We start from the raw sequence: 15,869 nt of genomic DNA, 5'->3' as shown, positions 1-15,869 counted from the left end.
CTTCCCGGGCCGGCGGGCCCCGCCGGAGCCCGCACCGTGACGATCCGCCCGGGCGGCGCCGCGGACCTGGAGCCCGTCGCCGTGCTGCACGCCCGCGCCCGCGCCGCGTACGACCGGGCCCGCCACCCGGGCGCCGACCCGGACCCGGACACTCACCGGTCCGCGGCCTGCCGCGCCTGGCGCCACGCGCTGGCCGGGCCGGACGCCCGGATGCTCTGCGCCGAGCGGGACGGCACCGTCGTCGGCGCCGCCTGCCACGGCCCGGCCGCCGCGCCCGGCACCGTCACCCTCCTCCAGCTCCACGTCGACCCCGCCCACTGGGGCACCGGCGTCGGCCACGCCCTGCACGCCGCCTGCCTGCGGGCCTGGCACGCGGCCGGACACACCGCCGCCACCCTCGACGTCCTGTGGCACAACCGCCGCGCCCGCGCCTTCTACGCCGCCCGCGGCTGGCACCCCGACCCCGCCCGGGCGCCCGCACCGGACGCCGGCCATCTCACCTTGACGCTGCGGCTCGGGAACGGCGGCTGAGGGATCCACCGCGGAATCGCGCCGTCCGCCCGGACGCCCTTTCGCCGGACGGGACTTCGCGTACCGGACCCCGCCGTCACATCCAAGATCAACCCGTGCAGAATGGCCCGTATGCCGATATCGAACGTGCCGTTGGCGGCCACCCTCGACGATGCCCCGCTGGTCAGCCGGACGCTGGTCCGTGCCTTCGACGACGACCCGATGATGTGCTGGTTCTTCCCCGACGACGCCACCCGTGAGGAGTCGCTGGGCCGGTACTTCACCACGCTCTTCACCCGGCAGTACGCCCACGCCGGACTGTGCGAGCGGACCGGCGCGGCGGTGTCGTTCTGGGTGCCGCCGGAGGCGCAGGACCGGGCCGTGCCCGATGCGGAGACCATCCAGGAGCTGACGGCCATCCTCGGCGACCGGGCGGGCCTGTTCGGCGAGGCCGTCGAGGCCGCGGCCGCGCACACCCCCGCCGAGCCGCACTGGTCCCTGGCGCTCCTCGGCGCCGATCCGGCCGTCCAGGGCAAGGGCCACGGTGCCGCCCTGCTCCGCTCCGGCCTCGCCAAGGCCGACGCGGCCGGTCAGCCCGCCTACCTGGAATCCTCCAAGCCGGCCAACCTCCCCGTCTACGAGCACTTCGGCTTCACCGTCCGCGACGAGTTGAGCCTCCCGGGCGGCGGCCCGACGCTGTGGACGATGTGGCGGGAGCCGGCGACGTAGCGGTCCGAGCCCGCCGGGACCGCCGCCGAACCCCGTTGCGGCTCCCGGACGCGGGATCCTTGCGCCACATCCGCATGCTCCCGCCCGTGCGGCCCCTTTCCGCGAAAGGGGCCGCACGCGTTCCCGCCGCCGTCACCCGTCAGCCGAATCCCCGAGGGGAAAAGCGAATTCCGCACCAGGGCCCGGAGCGCATCGCGCACGGCGGCGCCGGGACTGCTGAATACGGTGGAAAAACGGTGGGAAAAACGGTGGGAAAGCCGCCCACGGTGCGGTGCGGAAACGCCCCCACACCGGTGAATTCACGTATGGCGAGGGCGTCTTGAGGGCGGCCGGGATCCGCGCAATGCGCCGTCGACACAGCAGCGTCGACGCGCAGACGGGGAATCGGAATGCGGAAATTCCAGCGTCCGGATGCGGCCCTCGCCTCAGGGTGGCCGGCATCTCCTTCACCACCGTCGCCCTCTGCCTGACCGGCGCCGCAGGCGCCCGGGCGGCGACCGGCGCTCTCACCGCCAACCGCGAAAAGATGATCGACCCGCACGACGGCGCATGTTTCTCCTGGCCGAAGCGGGGCCTGGACATCGGCAACAAGAGGTGACCCGGCGCCGGGCCCCGCGGCCCGGCGCCTTTCCGTACGCTCCCGCCCGCCCTCGGAATAACCCACCGTTCCTCCCGGTTGTGCCGAGTCCGGTCCCCGTACGAGGAAAGTCACTCCATGCGCGTCGAAATCTGGTCCGACATCGCCTGCCCCTGGTGCTACATCGGCAAGGCCCGCTTCGAGGCGGGGCTCGCCGGGTTCGCGCACCGGGAGGGGGTCGAGGTGGTGCACCGCTCCTTCGAGCTGGATCCGGCGGCGCCGGCGCCCACCGACGTCCCGGTGCTGGAGATGCTGGCCACCAAGTACGGCGTCAGCCGGGAGCAGGCCGAGGCGATGGAGGCGCGGGTCGCCGAGGCGGCGCGCGGCGAGGGCCTCGGGTACCGCTCGGACCGGGTCCACGGCAACACCTTCGACCTCCACCGGCTGCTCCACCTCGCCAAGGCGCACGGTGCGCAGGACGCGCTGCTCGGCGTGTTCTACCGCGCCAACTTCGCCGAGGCGCGCCCGCTCGGCGACCGGGACACCCTGGTGGCCCTCGCCGCCGAGGCAGGCGTGCCCGCCGAGGAGGCCGCCCGGGTGCTGGCCGATCCGGACGCCTACGCCGACGCGGTGCGCGCCGACGAGCGCGAGGCGGCCGAACTGGGCGCCACCGGCGTCCCGTTCTTCGTCATCGACCGCCGCTACGGCATCTCCGGCGGCCAGCCCGCCGAGGTCTTCCGGCAGGCCCTGGAGCGCGCCCACCAGGAGGGCGCGATCCAGCAGCTGCCGGCCGGCGACGCCGGGGTCTGCGGCGACGACGGCTGCGCGGTGCCCTCCGCGTAGCCGCGCCCGGGCCCCCGCCGCAGGGGCCCCGCAGCCCGGAGTCGCCATGGACGCGGCGACCCGGGCGGCGCACAGTGGTGTCATGCAGCGACTCACGTCACTCGGCGGAGCCGAGTTCGCACCCGGGACCCCGTACCTCAACACCGCCTCCGGCGGGCTGCTGCCGGCCCGCTCGCGCGCCGCCGTGTGCGAGGCCGTGGCGGACGCCGCCACCTACGGCACGATGGGACGCGACTACTTCGGCCCGGCGGAGGAGGCCCGGCGGGGCTTCGCCCGCCTGCTGGGGACGGACGCCGAGCGGGTCGCCGTCGGCAGCTCGGTGGCGGTGGCGTCCGCGTTCGTCGCCACCACCCTGGAGCCGGGCGCGGAGGTCCTGGTCCCCGAGGGCGACTTCAGCTCGCTGGTCAACCCGCTCGCCGCCACCCCCGGCATCACCTTCCGCACCGCCCCGCTCGACGCGCTCGCCGAGGCCGTACGGTCCACCACCGCGCTGGTCGCCTGCAGCGCCGTGCAGTCGCTCGACGGGCGGATCGCCGACCTCGACGCGGTCCGCGACGCCGCCCGGGCGCACGGGGCCCGCACCTTCCTCGACGTCACCCAGGCCGCCGGCTGGCTGCCGCTGCGCCCCGCCGGCTTCGACTACGTCACCTGCGGCGCCTTCAAATGGCTGCTCTGCCCGCGCGGCACCACCTTCCTGGCGTTCGGCGAGGACGCCCTCGCCGACGACGGGCCGCGGCCCCGGCACGCCGGGTGGGTCACGGGTCAGGACCCGGGCGCGTCCTGCTACGGCCCGGTCGACCGGCCCGCCGCCACCGCCCGCCGCTACGACGAACCGCACGCCCTGCTTCCCTACGTGGGCGCCGCCGCCTCGCTCACGCTGCTCGACGAGATCGGCGTGGCCGCGGTGCACGCCCACAACACCGCGCTGGCCGACCGTTTCCGTGCCGGCCTGATCGCCCGGGGGCTCGATCCCCGCCCGGCGCCCGGCTCCGCGATCGTCTCCGTCGCGGCCCCGCCCGGCGTCGCGGAGCGGCTGGCCGCCGCGGGCATCCGGGTCGCGGTCCGCAGCGGTCTGCTGCGCGTCTCCTTCCACCTCTACAACGACGCCGACGAGGTCGACCGCGCCCTGGAGGTCATCGGCGGCGCCTGAGCGGACGGGGGGGCCGGACCGCCCGCGCGCGATCCGGCCCCGCATCCGTGGGCGTCGCCCTCACGCCTCCCCGCGCACCATCCGCAACAGCCGGTCCAGCACCGCCCCGTCGCTCACCCGCAGGCCGTCGTGCTCCCACTCGTTGGTCACCCACACCCGCAGGCCGCGGATGCGCTCCGCCGTCGCCAGGGAGTGCGCGGTGTCGACGTACATGTCGTCGAAGTAGACCGCCGCGGCGGCCGGCACGGCATTGGCCGCCAGCGCGCCCGCGTCGTACAGATCCGGCCAGTCACGCCGCTCGGCCAGCTCCTGCGCGGTCTCCTTGAGCGGGCGCAGCGCCGGATCGGTGTCGAAGAGCCACGGGTACATCATCTCGCCGGTGAAGTAGAGCGGCCCGGCGCCGTCCAGCACGGTGTCGACGTCGAACTGCGGATACGCCGTCAGAGCGTCCCGCACCCGCTGCGCCGCCCACGCCGTCGGGCCCGGATCCACCGACCGCTGCCCGTAGATCGCCTCGTGCACCACCGCGAACAGCGGCGCCGCCGCATGCGACAGCTGCGCCCGCACGCCCTCCAGGAACGCATCGCCCAACTCCCGCCCGGCCGGGCCCGTGACCCAGGCGTCGGCGAGCAGATGGTGCAGGACGTGCGAGCCGGTGCCGCTGCCCAGCAGCATGCCCAGCGCCTGGAACGCGCGCGGCGTCAGCGTCCCGCCGCCCGGCAGCCGTACCTCCTTCTCGCGCAGATACGCCGCGATCTCCCGCGCCGCCGCCACGTCCTGCGGATACCGGGCGTAGTGCGCGGCGTTCTTCCGGGCCACCCGCGGATACGCCGCCCGGTAGACGTCCTCGGCGCTCGCGTCGAGACCGGGCAGCCCGCCGGTCACCAGCGCCTCGCGCAGCCCCTCGGGCGCCCGGGAGAGATAGGCGACGGTGCAGAAGCCGCCGAAGCTCTGCCCCAGCACGCTCCACGGGGTGTCCGGGCCGACCAGCCGGCGGCGGAAGAGTTCGGCGTCCCGCACGATCGCGTCGGCGCGGAAATGTGCCAGGTACCCGGCCTGTTCCCGGGGCCCGCCGCGCAGCGGCAGCGTCTGCCGGTTGGCGGGCGTGGAGCGGCCGGTGCCGCGCTGGTCGAGGAGGAGGACCCGGTAGTCCTCCAGCGCCCGGCCCAGCCACGACTCCCGCCCCAGCGGCCGCGGCGCGGCGTTGCCCGGCCCGCCCTGGAGGAACACCAGCCACGGCAGCGCGGCGCCCTCGCGGCCGGCGGCCACCACCTCCCGGCCGTAGACCTCGATCCGTTCGCCGCCCGGGTCGTCGTGGTCCAGCGGCACGTCCAGCACATGGTCGGTCAGGGTCACCCCGGGCAGCCGGTCGACGTTCATGGACCCGTCCTCACTCCCTGTCAGCGGTGCGCCCGCCGCCACCGACGGGCCCGGACACCCCGGTCAGGCTAAGAGGTGACGGTGCGCCGGGGGAGCCCCGGCCACGCACGGCGCGGCCGCCGCACAGACCAGGCTGTGCGACGGCCGCGCGTGGGTCGCCGGGGAGTCAGCGCACCGGCGTGAACTCCCGCGCCCCGATGTACTCCGGGCGCGGCACCGGCGCCGCGAACGGCTCCACCGCGGCGTTCTCCACGCTGTTGAAGACGATGAAGACATTGCTGCGCGGGTACGGCGTGATGTTGTCACCGCTGCCGTGCATCGCGTTGCAGTCGAACCACGTCGCGGAGCCCGCCTTGCCGGTGAACAGCCGGATGCCGTGGTCGTCCGCCATCTTCGTCAGCGCCCCGTCCGACGGGATGCCGGCGTCCTGCATCTGCAGCGACCGCTTGTAGTTGTCCTTCGGCGTCTCCCCCTCGCACCCCACGAAGTGCCGGTGCGAACCGGGCATGATCATGAGACCGCCGTTGGTGTCGAAGTTCTCGGTGAGCGCGATCGACACCGACACGGTCCGCATGTTCGGCAGCCCGTCCTCGGCGTGCCAGGTCTCGAAGTCCGAGTGCCAGTAGAAACCGGACGCGCCGAAGCCGGGCTTGACGTTGATCCGCGACTGGTGGACGTACACGTCGGAGCCGAGGATCTGACGGGCCCGGCCCACCACACGAGGATCGGAGACCAGCTTCGCGAACACCTCGCTGATCTTGTGCACTTCGAACACGGACCGGATGCTCTGCGACTTCGGCTCGACGATGGAGCGCGGGTTCGCGCGCATCGCCGGGTCGCTCACCAGCCGGTCAAGTTCGGTGCGGTACACCGCGACTTCATCCGCCGTCAGCAGTTCTCCGATGGCGAAGAAACCGTCGCGTTCGAAGTCGCTCAGCTCGGACGGCAGGAACGGGCCCGCCGCGCCGGGCTGCGACCACACCACCGGGTCCTTCCGCGGGGTGATCACCTCGGAGGTGCCGCGGGTCGGGTACAGGTCGGCGGTGCGCTCGGGTGCGATGGTCATGGTGTTGCCTTCCTCTCCTCTCGTACGTGCTCCGTGGATGCCGGGGTCCGTCCGTCAACTACCGGACGCGAGGGCGCCGTTCACGCCTGGGGGGCGTCGGTGCCGTCCTCCGTGAGCAGGGGGTAGACGCCGTTCTCGTCGTGGTCCTCGCGGCCGGTGACCGGCGGGTTGAAGACACAGACGCAGCGGAAGTCCGTCTTGGGCCGCAGGGTGTGCTTCTCGTGGCCGTTGAGCAGGTACATCGTGCCCGGCGCGATCCAGTGCTTCTCGCCGGTCTCGTCGTTGGTCAGCTCGGCCTCGCCCTCCACGCACAGGACCGCCTCGATGTGGTTGGCGTACCACATCGACGTCTCGGTACCCGCGTACAGCGTGGTCTCGTGAAGGGAGAAGCCGACGCGCTCCTTGGCGAGCACGATGCGCTTGCTCTCCCAGGTGCCGGAAGCCGCCTTGACGTGGCGGTCGGTGCCCTCGATGTCCTTGAACGAGCGAACGATCACGGTGAGTCGGTGCCTTTCTGTGGAACGGTGACGAAGGGGTGCCGGACGCGGCGCGCGGTCAGACGCGGTCGCGGACGGCGCGGGCGAGGATCCGCAGACCCTCGTCCAGCTCTTCGGGGGTGGTCGTCAGCGCCGGGAGCAGCTTGACGACCTCGCTCTCCGGCCCGGAGGTCTCGATCAGCAGACCCAGGTCGAAGGCGCGCCGGGCGATCTTGTTGGCGAGGCTCTTGTCGTGGAACTCCATGCCCCACACGAGCCCGCGCCCGCGGTACTCGGCGACGGCGTCCGGGTGCTCCTCGGCGATGGCCTTCAGATGCGACTCGACGATCTCACCGCGGGCCAGCGTCTGCTTCTCCATCTGCCCGTCGGCCCAGTACGTGTCGAGCGTCGCGGCGGCGGTGACGAACGCCGGGTTGTTGCCGCGGAAGGTGCCGTTGTGCTCGCCCGGCTCCCACAGGTCCAGCTCCGGCTTGAAGAGCGTGAGGGCGAGCGGCAGTCCGTAGCCGCTGATGGACTTCGAGACGGTGACGATGTCCGGCACGATGCCCGACTCCTCGAAGGAGAAGAACGCACCGGTGCGGCCGCAGCCCATCTGGATGTCGTCGACGATCAGCAGCATGTCCTGCCGGTCGCACAGGGCGCGCAGTTCGCGCAGCCACTGCGGGCGGGCGACGTTGATGCCGCCCTCGCCCTGCACCGTCTCGACGATGACCGCGGCGGGCTTGTTCAGGCCGGAGCCCGAGTCCTCCAGCAGCCGCTCGAACCAGAGGAAGTCCGGGGTGGCGCCGTCGAGGTAGTGGTCGAACGGCATCGGGGTGCCGTGCACCAGCGGGATGCCGGCGCCCGCCCGCTTGAAGGCGTTGCCGGTCACCGCGAGCGAGCCGAGCGACATGCCGTGGAAGGCGTTGGTGAAGGAGACGATCGACTCGCGGCCCTTGACCTTGCGGGCCAGCTTGAGCGCCGCCTCGACGGCGTTGGTGCCCGTCGGGCCCGGGAACATGACCTTGTACGGCAGGTCACGCGGGCGCAGGATGATGTTCTGGAACGACTCCAGGAACGCCCGCTTGGCGGTCGTCGACATGTCCAGGCCGTGGGTGACGCCGTCGCGCTCGATGTAGTCGATCAGGGCGCGCTTGAGGACGGGGTTGTTGTGGCCGTAGTTGAGCGAGCCGGCGCCGGCGAAGAAGTCCAGGTAGGTGTGGCCGTCCTCGTCGGTCATACGGCTGCCCTGCGCCCGGTCGAACACGGTCGGCCAGCTGCGGCAGTAGCTCCGTACCTCCGACTCGACGGTCTCGAAGACGCTCAGGTCGGGCTGGGTGATGGTCACAGCATGCTCCTGGGAGATGAGTGGCGTGGGGTCTTGCGAAGTCCGGGGTGCGGGCGCCGCCGGGCGATGGCACCGGGTGCCACCGCGGGGCCCGCGGGGTGGTGCGGTCAGAGACAGGGGGCGGGTGCGGCGAACGGGCCTATGAGGTGCAGGACCTCCGGCTCGTGCCCCTGCTCCGGGAAGAGCGCCGCGTCGAAGAGCACTTCGCGGCGGTGGGGGGCGCCGTGGCGCTCGGCGAACGAGGCGAAGAGGCGGTTGGACGCGGCGTTGTCCGCCGTGATCGTCGTCTCCAGGCGGTTCACGCCCAGCTCTCGCGCGATGCGGGTGGTCAGCCCGTCCAGCAGGGCGGCGGCGAGGCCGCGCCCGCGGTGCGCGTCGTCGACGGCCACCTGCCACACGAGCAGGGTGTCCGGACGGTCGGGGCGGATGTAGCCGGTGACGAAGGCGGCCGGCGCTCCCTCGGCGTCGCGGGCGACGACGGAGGTGGCGGCGAAGTCACGGCACCACAGCAGGTAGCTGTAGGAGGAGTTCAGGTCCAGTGTCCGGGAGTCGCGGGCGATTCGCCAGATCGCGGCTCCGTCCTCCACGCGTGGGGCGTCGAGCTTGAAACCCTCCGGCAATTCCCTGATTTCGCTTCGGGCACGTGCATGGTCTGCTTGTGCGGCGGTCATGGAAATTAAATTTACCGAGGGAAAAAGCAAATTGCATCGCGGGCAGGGGTTACGCCGCCAGGGTCTTTTGTGTTATCGCGCGGGGGCGCCCGAGCGCGCGGAAGCTCGAAGAGATGTATGCTTTTGTACCGGATATCTCGGGCGAAGCGGGCGGCATGTGGAGTCGGTCACAGCTCCGTAACGTCCCCGAGATCGCTCCGAATTCTGGCTTGTGGCACTAGCGGAATCTTGGCGTTTGAGGTCGGGAAAAGCGGGAAGGAGAATACGGGAAGCTGGCATCCAAAGAATTGGAAATTTGCCAGCGGAAGGTTCTTCCCAAAGGTGCCTCAGGCATCGCGGGAGAGGCCGCGGGGAAAACATGCGAGGCACTTCCGTTTACAGAAATCCACCGGCGTGCGCCGCTTCGCGCGGGCGCGCGGCGGAGCCGGCGTACGCCTGCGCATAAAGTGCCGTCATGACGTCGAAGAGTGAAGGTGCGGCGCTGCACCTCAAGGGGCGGATCCTGATCGGGCCGGACGACGTGCGCGACGAGATGTGGGTCGTCGGCGGCCGCATCACCTATGAACGCCCGCGCATCACCGGTGAGTTCACCACCGTCGAGGGCTGGGTGCTGCCCGGTCTCGTCGACGCCCACTGCCATGTCGGGCTCGACGCCCACGGCCCGGTCGACGCGGCCACCGCCGAGAAGCAGGCGCTCACCGACCGCGACGGCGGTGCGCTGCTGCTGCGCGACGCCGGCTCCCCGTCCGACACCCGCTGGATCGACGACCGCGCCGACCTGCCCCGGATCATCCGCGCCGGACGCCACATCGCCCGCACCCGCCGCTACATCCGCAACTACGCCCACGAGATCGAACCGGCGGACCTCGTGGCCTATGTGGCGCGCGAGGCGCGGCGCGGCGACGGCTGGGTCAAGCTCGTCGGCGACTGGATCGACCGCGCAACCGGTGACCTGGGGGTCTGCTGGCCGCCGGACGAGGTCGCCGCCGCCATCGCCGAGGCGCACCGGCTCGGCGCCCGCGTCACCGCGCACTGCTTCGCCGAGGAAACCCTCGCGCCGCTGGTCGAGGCGGGTATCGACTGCATCGAGCACGCCACCGGACTGACCGAGGAGACCATCCCGCTCTTCGCCGAACGGGGCGTGGCGATCGTCCCGACCCTCGTCAACATCGCCACCTTCCCGGACCTGGCGGCGGGCGGCGAGAAGAAGTTCCCGCGCTGGGCCGACCACATGCGCCGCCTGCACGCCCGCCGCTACGACACCGTCCGCGCCGCCTACGACGCCGGCGTGCCGGTCTTCGCCGGGACGGACGCGGGCGGCTCGCTGGCGCACGGACTGGTCGCCCAGGAGGTCGCCGAGCTGCGCCGGGCCGGACTGCCGGCGGTGGCCGCGCTCTCCGCCACCACCTGGGGCGCCCGCGACTGGCTGGGCCGCCCCGGACTCACCGAGGGCGCCTCCGCCGACCTGGTCGTCTACCCCGAGGACCCGCGCGCCGACGTCCGGGTGCTGGCGGCGCCGCGCCGGGTGGTGCTGCGCGGGCAGGTCATCGGCTGAGCGGTGGCACCGGGTGCCGCGCGCGAGCGGTGGAGGCAGGGCGCGCGCGGCGCCGGACGGTGCGAGGGGCGGGTCCGTAAGGCCCGTCGTCAAGCCCCGTCGTCCGTCCGGAGGGCGTCGCGCGCCGGGCGGAACCCTGCGGAGGCACGCCCCGGGCGGTGCGGTGCACACCGCCCGGCCTCGCGCGCGGCAGGCCCGGCCGCCCCGTCCCGCCGCTACGCCTGCGCCTCGTCCCGGCGTCCCGTGCGCGCCATCCACGCGGCGACCAGCGCGCCCGAGATGTTGTGCCACACCGAGAACACCGCGGCGGGCAGCGCGGCCGCCGGGCTGAAGTGCGCGGTGGCCAGCGACGCCGCCAGGCCGGAGTTCTGCATGCCGACCTCGAAGGCCATCGCCCGGCTCGCCGGACGGCCCAGCCGGGCCAGCTTGCCGGCGCCGTAGCCGAGCGCCAGGCCCAGCCCGTTGTGCAGCAGCACGGCGACGATCACCAGGAACGCCGCGTCCTTGATCGCGGCGGCGCTGCCGGAGACCACGGCGAGCACGATGGCGGCGATGGTCACGGCGGAGACCCAGGGCAGCGCCCGCAGCACCTTGTCGACGAGGCGCCCGGCGACCAGCCGCACCACGAGCCCGGCCACCACCGGCGCCAGCACCGTCTTCAGGATGTCGGTGACCATCACCCCGGCGTCGACGTTCAGGAACTGCCCGGCGAGCAGCAGCGTCAGCGGCGGGGTGACCAGCGGGGCGAGGACGGTGGAGACGGTGGCGACGGAGACCGACAGCGCCACGTCGCCGCGGGCCAGGAACGTCACGACGTTGGAGGCGGTGCCGCTGGGCGCGCAGCCGACCAGGATCACACCGGCCGCCAGCTGCGGCGGCAGATCCAGCACGGTGGCGATCAGCCAGCCGAGCCCCGGCATGATCACGTAGTGCGCCACCAGGCCCAGGCCCACCGCCCAGGGCCGCTTGGCGACGGCCGTGAAGTCCGGCGGCGTCAGCGTCAGCCCCATCGAGAACATCACCACGCCGAGCAGCCACGGCACCGCGGGCGCCCAGCCGGTGAAGTGCGACGGCCACAGCAGCCCCACCGCACCGGCGGCGATCACCAGCAGCGGGAAGACCGTGACGGCGCGCCGGGCCGCGCGGTCGGACGAGGGCAGATCGCCGTGGACCGGCGCGGAGCCGCCGTCCGGCGACGGGGCGACGGCGTCCGCGGCGGGCCGCCCGCCTGCCTCGCCGGAAGGATCTCTCGGGGGATTCGTCTGCTCGTTCGACACGGCGGCACTGTAGCCGCCGCCTGCGTGTACCGGGCAACGGATCCGGATGGTGGACGGCGGCGGGCCGTGCGCCCGCGGCGCCTGTGCGTGAGGCCTCGCCGGCGGCCGTGACGCGAGGGCCCCTTGCGTCAGGAGATTCGAAGGGGGATCCGAACGTCACTCATAGGAATGAACTCACCATTCGTGGCTGACCGTTCACCCTCCGTGCGTACAGTATGGACGGGTCGAGGTCACCGGCCGTCGCGATGTCCCCCATTGGCGCGGGCGGTGGCTCCATTCCTCTGTGGGGGGTTCCACACACGTGTCCACCAGCTCCATCAGTCCGTCCGGCCTGCCCGCGTCCCTGCGGACCGGACCCGAGTCCCCGGCGCCGTCGCACCGTCCCGCGCGCCGCCTCGCCGCCGCCGCGGCCGCCACCGCGCTCGCCGCCGGCCCCGCGCTCCTCCTCGGCGCCGCCCCGGCGCACGCCGCCGACCACGGCGCCGCCGGCGCCTCCGTGCTCCGCACCGGACTGGACGTCAGCCTGCTCAACAAGGCCGTCACGCTGCCGCTCAACGTCACGCTCAACGACGTGCACGCCCCGGCCGACGCGAAGAAGACGGCGCTCAGCGTCGACCTGGACGGCGTCGACGGCGGCAAGCCCTTCTCGGTGCTGCGCGCCGATGTCGCCACCGCGCGGGCCACCGCCGACGCGGCGAAGGCCGAGGGCTACAGCAACCTCGCGCACGCCAAGGTCAACGTCCCCGGTCTGCCGCTGCTCTCCCTCATCGAGGTCGAGAAGGTCACCTCCCGCGCCGTCTGCACGGCGGGCGAGCGGCCCACCGCCACCTCGAACGTGCTCGGCACCGTCAAGGTCCTCGGCAAGACCGTCACGCTCACCGCGGGCGGCACCACCGAGGTCAAGGTCCCTGGTGTGGGCGAGGTCCGCCTCGATCTCTCCAAGAAGCAGACCACCTCCAAGGCCGCCGCGGCCACCGCGCTCGACCTCCAGGTCTCCGTCAACCCGCTGAAGCTGAACGTCGCCGAGGTCAACGGCCGCGTCCGGCTCGCCGAGGCCAGCTGCACCACCCCCGCCCCGGACCCCGGTCAGGGCAGTGCGGGCGGTTCGACCACCGGCGGCTCGGGCGGCGCCACGGACGGCGGTGCCACCGACGGCGGCGCCGGCACCGGCGGTTCGGGCACCGGTGGCCAGAACGGCGGTGCCACGACGGGCGGCAGCGGCGGGGCCACCGGCGGCTCCGGCGGACACGACGGCGGTGCCTCCGGCTCGGGCGGTGCCTCCGGCTCCGGCGGTCAGGACGGCGGCGCCGCGGGCTCCGGTGGCTCCGGCTCCGGCGGTTCCGACCCGCGGCCCCAGGGCGGCGGCGACGGCAACCTCGCGGAGACGGGCAGCAGTTCCGCCACCCCGTACCTCGCGGGCGGCGCCGCGGTGCTGGTCCTCGCGGGGGCCGGTTCGGTGGTCTACTCCCGCAAGCGCAAGGCCGCGGTGAGCGGCTGATACGACCCCGTGTGCCGGGCCGGTGCCGTGGGGGCGCCGTCCCGGTGTGCGGTCGGGCGCGGTCCGCAACCCCGTGCCCGCCTCGGTCCGTCTCCCGTCTCCCGCCCGCAGCCCGGGCGGGAGACGGAGCGGCCGCCCGGGCGGGACGGACGGCGCCCGGTGCGGGGCCGGCCAGGTGGCGGCCGGCCCCGCACCTTTTTCTTGGCGGCGGGGCGGGCGGCCCGGGCTCCTGGTCGCGTTCGTATTCCTACGAAGGGCCTCCGGCCCCGCTCGCTCCCCGGGGCGGACTTCCGGGCGGCGTTCGCCCCCGGCGGGCTTCCTGCCGCGCCCGCCCCCGCGACGGGCCCCCGGCTCACCCCCCCTCACCCCAGGGCGCGCCCCGCCGCCACCTTCCCCATCGCCTCCACCAGCGCATCCGTGAAGCGGTCCGTCGTCTCCCGGTCGCGGACCGCCAGCCGGAGCCAGTCGGGGCCCAGGCCCGGGAACGTGTCGCCGCGGCGCACCGCGAAGCCGTTCGCCCGCAGCGTCTCCCGTACCGCCGCCGCGTCCGCCAGGCGGATCAGGACGAACGGGCCCTCGGCCGGGCCGGCGACGGTCACGCCCGGGAGGGCGGAGAGCCGCGCCACCAGATGGGCACGGTCCGCCGCGGTTTGCCGGGCGGCGGCCGCCGCCTCCGCCAGCGCCGCAGGCCCCGAGCACGCCCGCGCCGCCGCCAGCGCGGGCGACGACACCGGCCACAGCGGCTGCGCCCGCTCCAGCTCCGCCACCGTCACCGGATCCGCCAGCACATAGCCGATCCGCAGCCCGGCCAGCCCCCACGTCTTCGTCAGGCTGCGCAGCACCACCAGACCGGGCAGATCCGTCCGCCCGGCCAGCGACTCCCGCTCCCCGGGCACCGCGTCCATGAACGCCTCGTCCACGACCAGCGTCCGCCCCGGCCGCGCCAACCGCGCCAGGACGCCCGCCGGGTGCAGCACCGACGTCGGATTGGTCGGATTGCCGACGACGACCAGATCGGCGTCGTCCGGCACCGCCGCGGGATCGAGCCGGAAGCCGTCCCGTTCGGCGAGCACCACCCGCTCCACCGTGTGCCCGGCGTCCCGCAGCGCCGCCTCCGGCTCGGTGAACTGCGGATGCACCACCACCGGACGGCGCGCCCGGACCGCCCGCGCCAGCAGCACGAACGCCTCCGCCGCGCCCGACGTCAGCAACGTCCGCGCCACCGGCAGCCCGTGGCGCGCCGCGACCGCGCGCCGCGCCGCCGTCCCGTCCGGGTACGCGGCGAGCCCGTCCAGCGACGCGACCAGCTCAGCCTTCAGCCAGGCCGGTGGCGTCCCCGTACGGACGTTGACCGCAAGATCCGTCAACGCGGCGGCGTCGCCCCGCACTTCGGCGTCGCCGTGGTGGCGCAGATCGGGTTCAGCGGACGGTGACACGGTGTTCCTCCTCGGCTCGGACCGCTTCCCGGTAGCGCGCCACCACCGCGTCGGCCACCTCCGGGGCGGCGCCGACCGGTTCGGCGCACACCACCGCGGACTCCGGGTGCGCCGCACCCCAGCCCTCGGCCTGCAGCCGCAGCCGCTCCTGCTCGTCACCGGGGAGCGGGAAGCAGGGGAGCACCACGATCCGGCCCGGCGCGTCCGGCCCGGGCACCGCCGCACCCAGCACCCGGCAGCGCTCCAGCCCCGCCGGCACGTCCGGCGCCGCGTACGACAGGAACGCGGTCTCCACCCCGGCCAGGCCCCGGCCCTCCCACAGCAGCCGGGCGGCCCGCGCCACCTCGGCGTTGGCGTACGGATCGCCGGAACCGCCGCCCACCAGCAGCACCGTCGTACGGGCCCGGTCGCGCGGGCGCCGCGCCCCGCCGCCGCCCAGCGCCTCGTCCAACCGCCGCTCCCACGCGCCCAGCAGCAGCGGATGGCCGTCCGGGGCTTGCCCGCGGACGAACGACAGCCCGGCATGGCGCGCGGCGGCGGCCGTCAGCTCGGCGGTCGGTCCGCGCCGCGCCGGGCCCTCGGATATCAGCGGCACCGTGACGATCTCCGTCGCGCCCCGGGCGGCGAGGTCGTCGACCGCCCCGGCGAGCGGCAGCGCCGACGGCGCCCGCCCGGTGAATCCGGCCGCCGCCGGCACCTCGGGGCAGCGCGCGGCGACTTCGGCCAGGAGCGTGCGCAGGGTCTGCGCCCCGCCGTCGTCGCGGTCGCCGTGACCGGCGATGAGCAGGGCGGGAGGGGTGGTCACAGAATCTCCTTGGGGGCCGTGCGTCGGCGGGGCCGGTCCGGGGCCGGGCCGGATGGCGAAGGGACGACGATAACCGAGGGGCGGCCCCGCGCCGCGCCGTGGTGGCCGGTCGCCGCCGCCACCGCGCAGGTGGCCCGCGACGGGCCCTCGGACGGCGCCGACTTCCGCTTCCCGACGAGCAGTTGGGCGCCCGGCCCGGCCGCCAGCAGCGCCGCCGCCTCCGCCACGCTCGGCGTCCCGACGGCGTCCCGCGCCACCGCCGAGCCGCCGCCCGGCACCGGCACCGCGGACAGCTCCCTGGCCGAAAACGTGTGCAGCGCCACGCCCAGCCGCCGGGCCGCGCCGACCAGCCCCGGCTCGGCCGCCTTCGCCTCGGCGGTCGCCAGCGCCGCGACCGTCCCGCCCGCCTCGGCCAGCGCGCCGCGGACCAGCGCCAGCACCTCGTCCGCCGCGACGCCCCGCCGCGCGCCGACGCCCACGTACACCGCGGGCCCTGGGACGCTCATGCGGCTCCCGCCGGGCGCCGCGCGAAGGTGCGGGCGCGGCGG

The 15,869-nt window shown here is 74.3% G+C and carries 16 protein-coding genes; 7 read left to right on the top strand and 9 right to left on the bottom strand.

From position 1 onward, the window contains the following. Positions 1-36 precede the first annotated feature (36 nt). From ABT345_RS00370 to ABT345_RS00350, 5 genes are all read left to right on the top strand, one after another. The gene (locus ABT345_RS00370; protein WP_345082782.1) at positions 37-531 is read left to right on the top strand and encodes a GNAT family N-acetyltransferase; all 495 of its coding nucleotides are present in this window, start codon (positions 37-39) and stop codon (positions 529-531) included. Between the two features lie 111 nt (positions 532-642). After that, positions 643-1,239, top strand: coding sequence for a GNAT family N-acetyltransferase (locus tag ABT345_RS00365; RefSeq protein WP_345082779.1), 597 nt, complete (start codon positions 643-645; stop codon positions 1,237-1,239). Positions 1,240-1,669: 430 nt separating this feature from the next. After that, positions 1,670-1,837 carry a hypothetical protein gene (locus ABT345_RS00360; RefSeq protein ID WP_345082776.1) on the top strand — a complete coding sequence of 56 codons (168 nt, stop codon included), beginning with the start codon at positions 1,670-1,672 and terminating at the stop codon, positions 1,835-1,837. 117 nt (positions 1,838-1,954) lie between these two features. Next, entirely contained in the window at positions 1,955-2,659 is a 705-nt protein-coding gene (locus ABT345_RS00355; RefSeq protein WP_345082773.1) for a DsbA family oxidoreductase, read from the top strand. Between the two features lie 82 nt (positions 2,660-2,741). Continuing rightward, positions 2,742-3,809: an aminotransferase class V-fold PLP-dependent enzyme gene (locus ABT345_RS00350; RefSeq protein ID WP_345082771.1), complete on the top strand. Its 1,068-nt coding sequence runs from the start codon at positions 2,742-2,744 to the stop codon at positions 3,807-3,809. Between the two features lie 60 nt (positions 3,810-3,869). Here ABT345_RS00350 and ABT345_RS00345 read toward each other — a convergent pair whose 3' ends face one another. The 5 genes from ABT345_RS00345 to ectA all read right to left on the bottom strand — a co-directional run bounded on the left by ABT345_RS00345 (position 3,870) and on the right by ectA (position 8,750). Next, positions 3,870-5,189: an alpha/beta fold hydrolase gene (locus tag ABT345_RS00345; protein ID WP_345082768.1), complete on the bottom strand. Its 1,320-nt coding sequence runs from the start codon at positions 5,187-5,189 to the stop codon at positions 3,870-3,872. Positions 5,190-5,355: 166 nt separating this feature from the next. Beyond that, positions 5,356-6,255 (bottom strand): ectoine hydroxylase, encoded by a 900-nt coding sequence (gene thpD / locus ABT345_RS00340; protein ID WP_345082765.1) that lies wholly within the window; start codon positions 6,253-6,255, stop codon positions 5,356-5,358. Positions 6,256-6,335: 80 nt separating this feature from the next. Further along, positions 6,336-6,752 carry an ectoine synthase gene (locus ABT345_RS00335; protein WP_345082762.1) on the bottom strand — a complete coding sequence of 139 codons (417 nt, stop codon included), beginning with the start codon at positions 6,750-6,752 and terminating at the stop codon, positions 6,336-6,338. A 58-nt stretch (positions 6,753-6,810) separates the two neighbouring features. Then, positions 6,811-8,079, bottom strand: a complete 1,269-nt coding sequence (ectB, locus tag ABT345_RS00330; protein ID WP_345082759.1) for a diaminobutyrate--2-oxoglutarate transaminase — start codon at positions 8,077-8,079, stop codon at positions 6,811-6,813. A 107-nt stretch (positions 8,080-8,186) separates the two neighbouring features. Continuing rightward, positions 8,187-8,750, bottom strand: coding sequence for a diaminobutyrate acetyltransferase (gene ectA, locus ABT345_RS00325; RefSeq protein WP_345082757.1), 564 nt, complete (start codon positions 8,748-8,750; stop codon positions 8,187-8,189). A 454-nt stretch (positions 8,751-9,204) separates the two neighbouring features. Here ectA and ABT345_RS00320 point away from each other — a divergent pair, with 454 nt between their 5' ends. Then, positions 9,205-10,305 carry an amidohydrolase family protein gene (locus tag ABT345_RS00320; RefSeq protein ID WP_345082754.1) on the top strand — a complete coding sequence of 367 codons (1,101 nt, stop codon included), beginning with the start codon at positions 9,205-9,207 and terminating at the stop codon, positions 10,303-10,305. Between the two features lie 215 nt (positions 10,306-10,520). Here the strand turns inward: ABT345_RS00320 and ABT345_RS00315 are convergent, their stop codons facing one another. Then, positions 10,521-11,465, bottom strand: a complete 945-nt coding sequence (locus ABT345_RS00315) for a bile acid:sodium symporter family protein (protein WP_345085016.1) — start codon at positions 11,463-11,465, stop codon at positions 10,521-10,523. 418 nt (positions 11,466-11,883) lie between these two features. On the opposite strand from ABT345_RS00315, the gene ABT345_RS00310 reads away from it, so the two are divergent. Beyond that, positions 11,884-13,080, top strand: coding sequence for an SCO1860 family LAETG-anchored protein (locus tag ABT345_RS00310; RefSeq protein ID WP_345082751.1), 1,197 nt, complete (start codon positions 11,884-11,886; stop codon positions 13,078-13,080). A 362-nt stretch (positions 13,081-13,442) separates the two neighbouring features. Here the strand turns inward: ABT345_RS00310 and cobC are convergent, their stop codons facing one another. Genes cobC through ABT345_RS00295 form a run of 3 tightly spaced genes read right to left on the bottom strand, consistent with a single transcriptional unit; the run spans position 13,443 to position 15,827 of the window. Then, complete coding sequence (cobC, locus tag ABT345_RS00305; protein ID WP_345082748.1) at positions 13,443-14,516, bottom strand: Rv2231c family histidinol phosphate aminotransferase CobC; 1,074 nt, start codon at positions 14,514-14,516, stop codon at positions 13,443-13,445. Continuing rightward, entirely contained in the window at positions 14,500-15,321 is an 822-nt protein-coding gene (locus ABT345_RS00300) for a sirohydrochlorin chelatase (protein WP_345082745.1), read from the bottom strand. The genes cobC and ABT345_RS00300 overlap by 17 nt, the downstream gene beginning before the upstream one ends. Further along, positions 15,318-15,827, bottom strand: a complete 510-nt coding sequence (locus ABT345_RS00295) for a cobalamin biosynthesis protein (protein ID WP_345082741.1) — start codon at positions 15,825-15,827, stop codon at positions 15,318-15,320. The genes ABT345_RS00300 and ABT345_RS00295 overlap by 4 nt, the downstream gene beginning before the upstream one ends. Positions 15,828-15,869 lie beyond the last annotated feature (42 nt).

It is taken from the genome of Streptomyces sp. NPDC000404 (assembly GCF_040300365.1).
GTDB lineage: Bacteria > Actinomycetota > Actinomycetes > Streptomycetales > Streptomycetaceae > Streptomyces > Streptomyces ramulosus.
This window is presented reverse-complemented; position numbering and strand designations above follow the sequence as displayed.

Excerpts from the sequence above, each read along its gene's own strand:
- ABT345_RS00355 (WP_345082773.1), top strand. The coding sequence starts at position 1,955 with ATGCGCGTCGAAATCTGGTCCGACATCGCCTGCCCCTGGTGCTACATC.
- ABT345_RS00345 (WP_345082768.1), bottom strand. The coding sequence starts at position 5,189 with ATGAACGTCGACCGGCTGCCCGGGGTGACCCTGACCGACCATGTGCTG.
- ABT345_RS00295 (WP_345082741.1), bottom strand. The coding sequence starts at position 15,827 with ATGAGCGTCCCAGGGCCCGCGGTGTACGTGGGCGTCGGCGCGCGGCGG.
- ABT345_RS00320 (WP_345082754.1), top strand. The coding sequence starts at position 9,205 with ATGACGTCGAAGAGTGAAGGTGCGGCGCTGCACCTCAAGGGGCGGATC.
- ABT345_RS00350 (WP_345082771.1), top strand. The coding sequence starts at position 2,742 with ATGCAGCGACTCACGTCACTCGGCGGAGCCGAGTTCGCACCCGGGACC.
- thpD (WP_345082765.1), bottom strand. The coding sequence starts at position 6,255 with ATGACCATCGCACCCGAGCGCACCGCCGACCTGTACCCGACCCGCGGC.
- ABT345_RS00365 (WP_345082779.1), top strand. The coding sequence starts at position 643 with ATGCCGATATCGAACGTGCCGTTGGCGGCCACCCTCGACGATGCCCCG.
- ectA (WP_345082757.1), bottom strand. The coding sequence starts at position 8,750 with ATGACCGCCGCACAAGCAGACCATGCACGTGCCCGAAGCGAAATCAGG.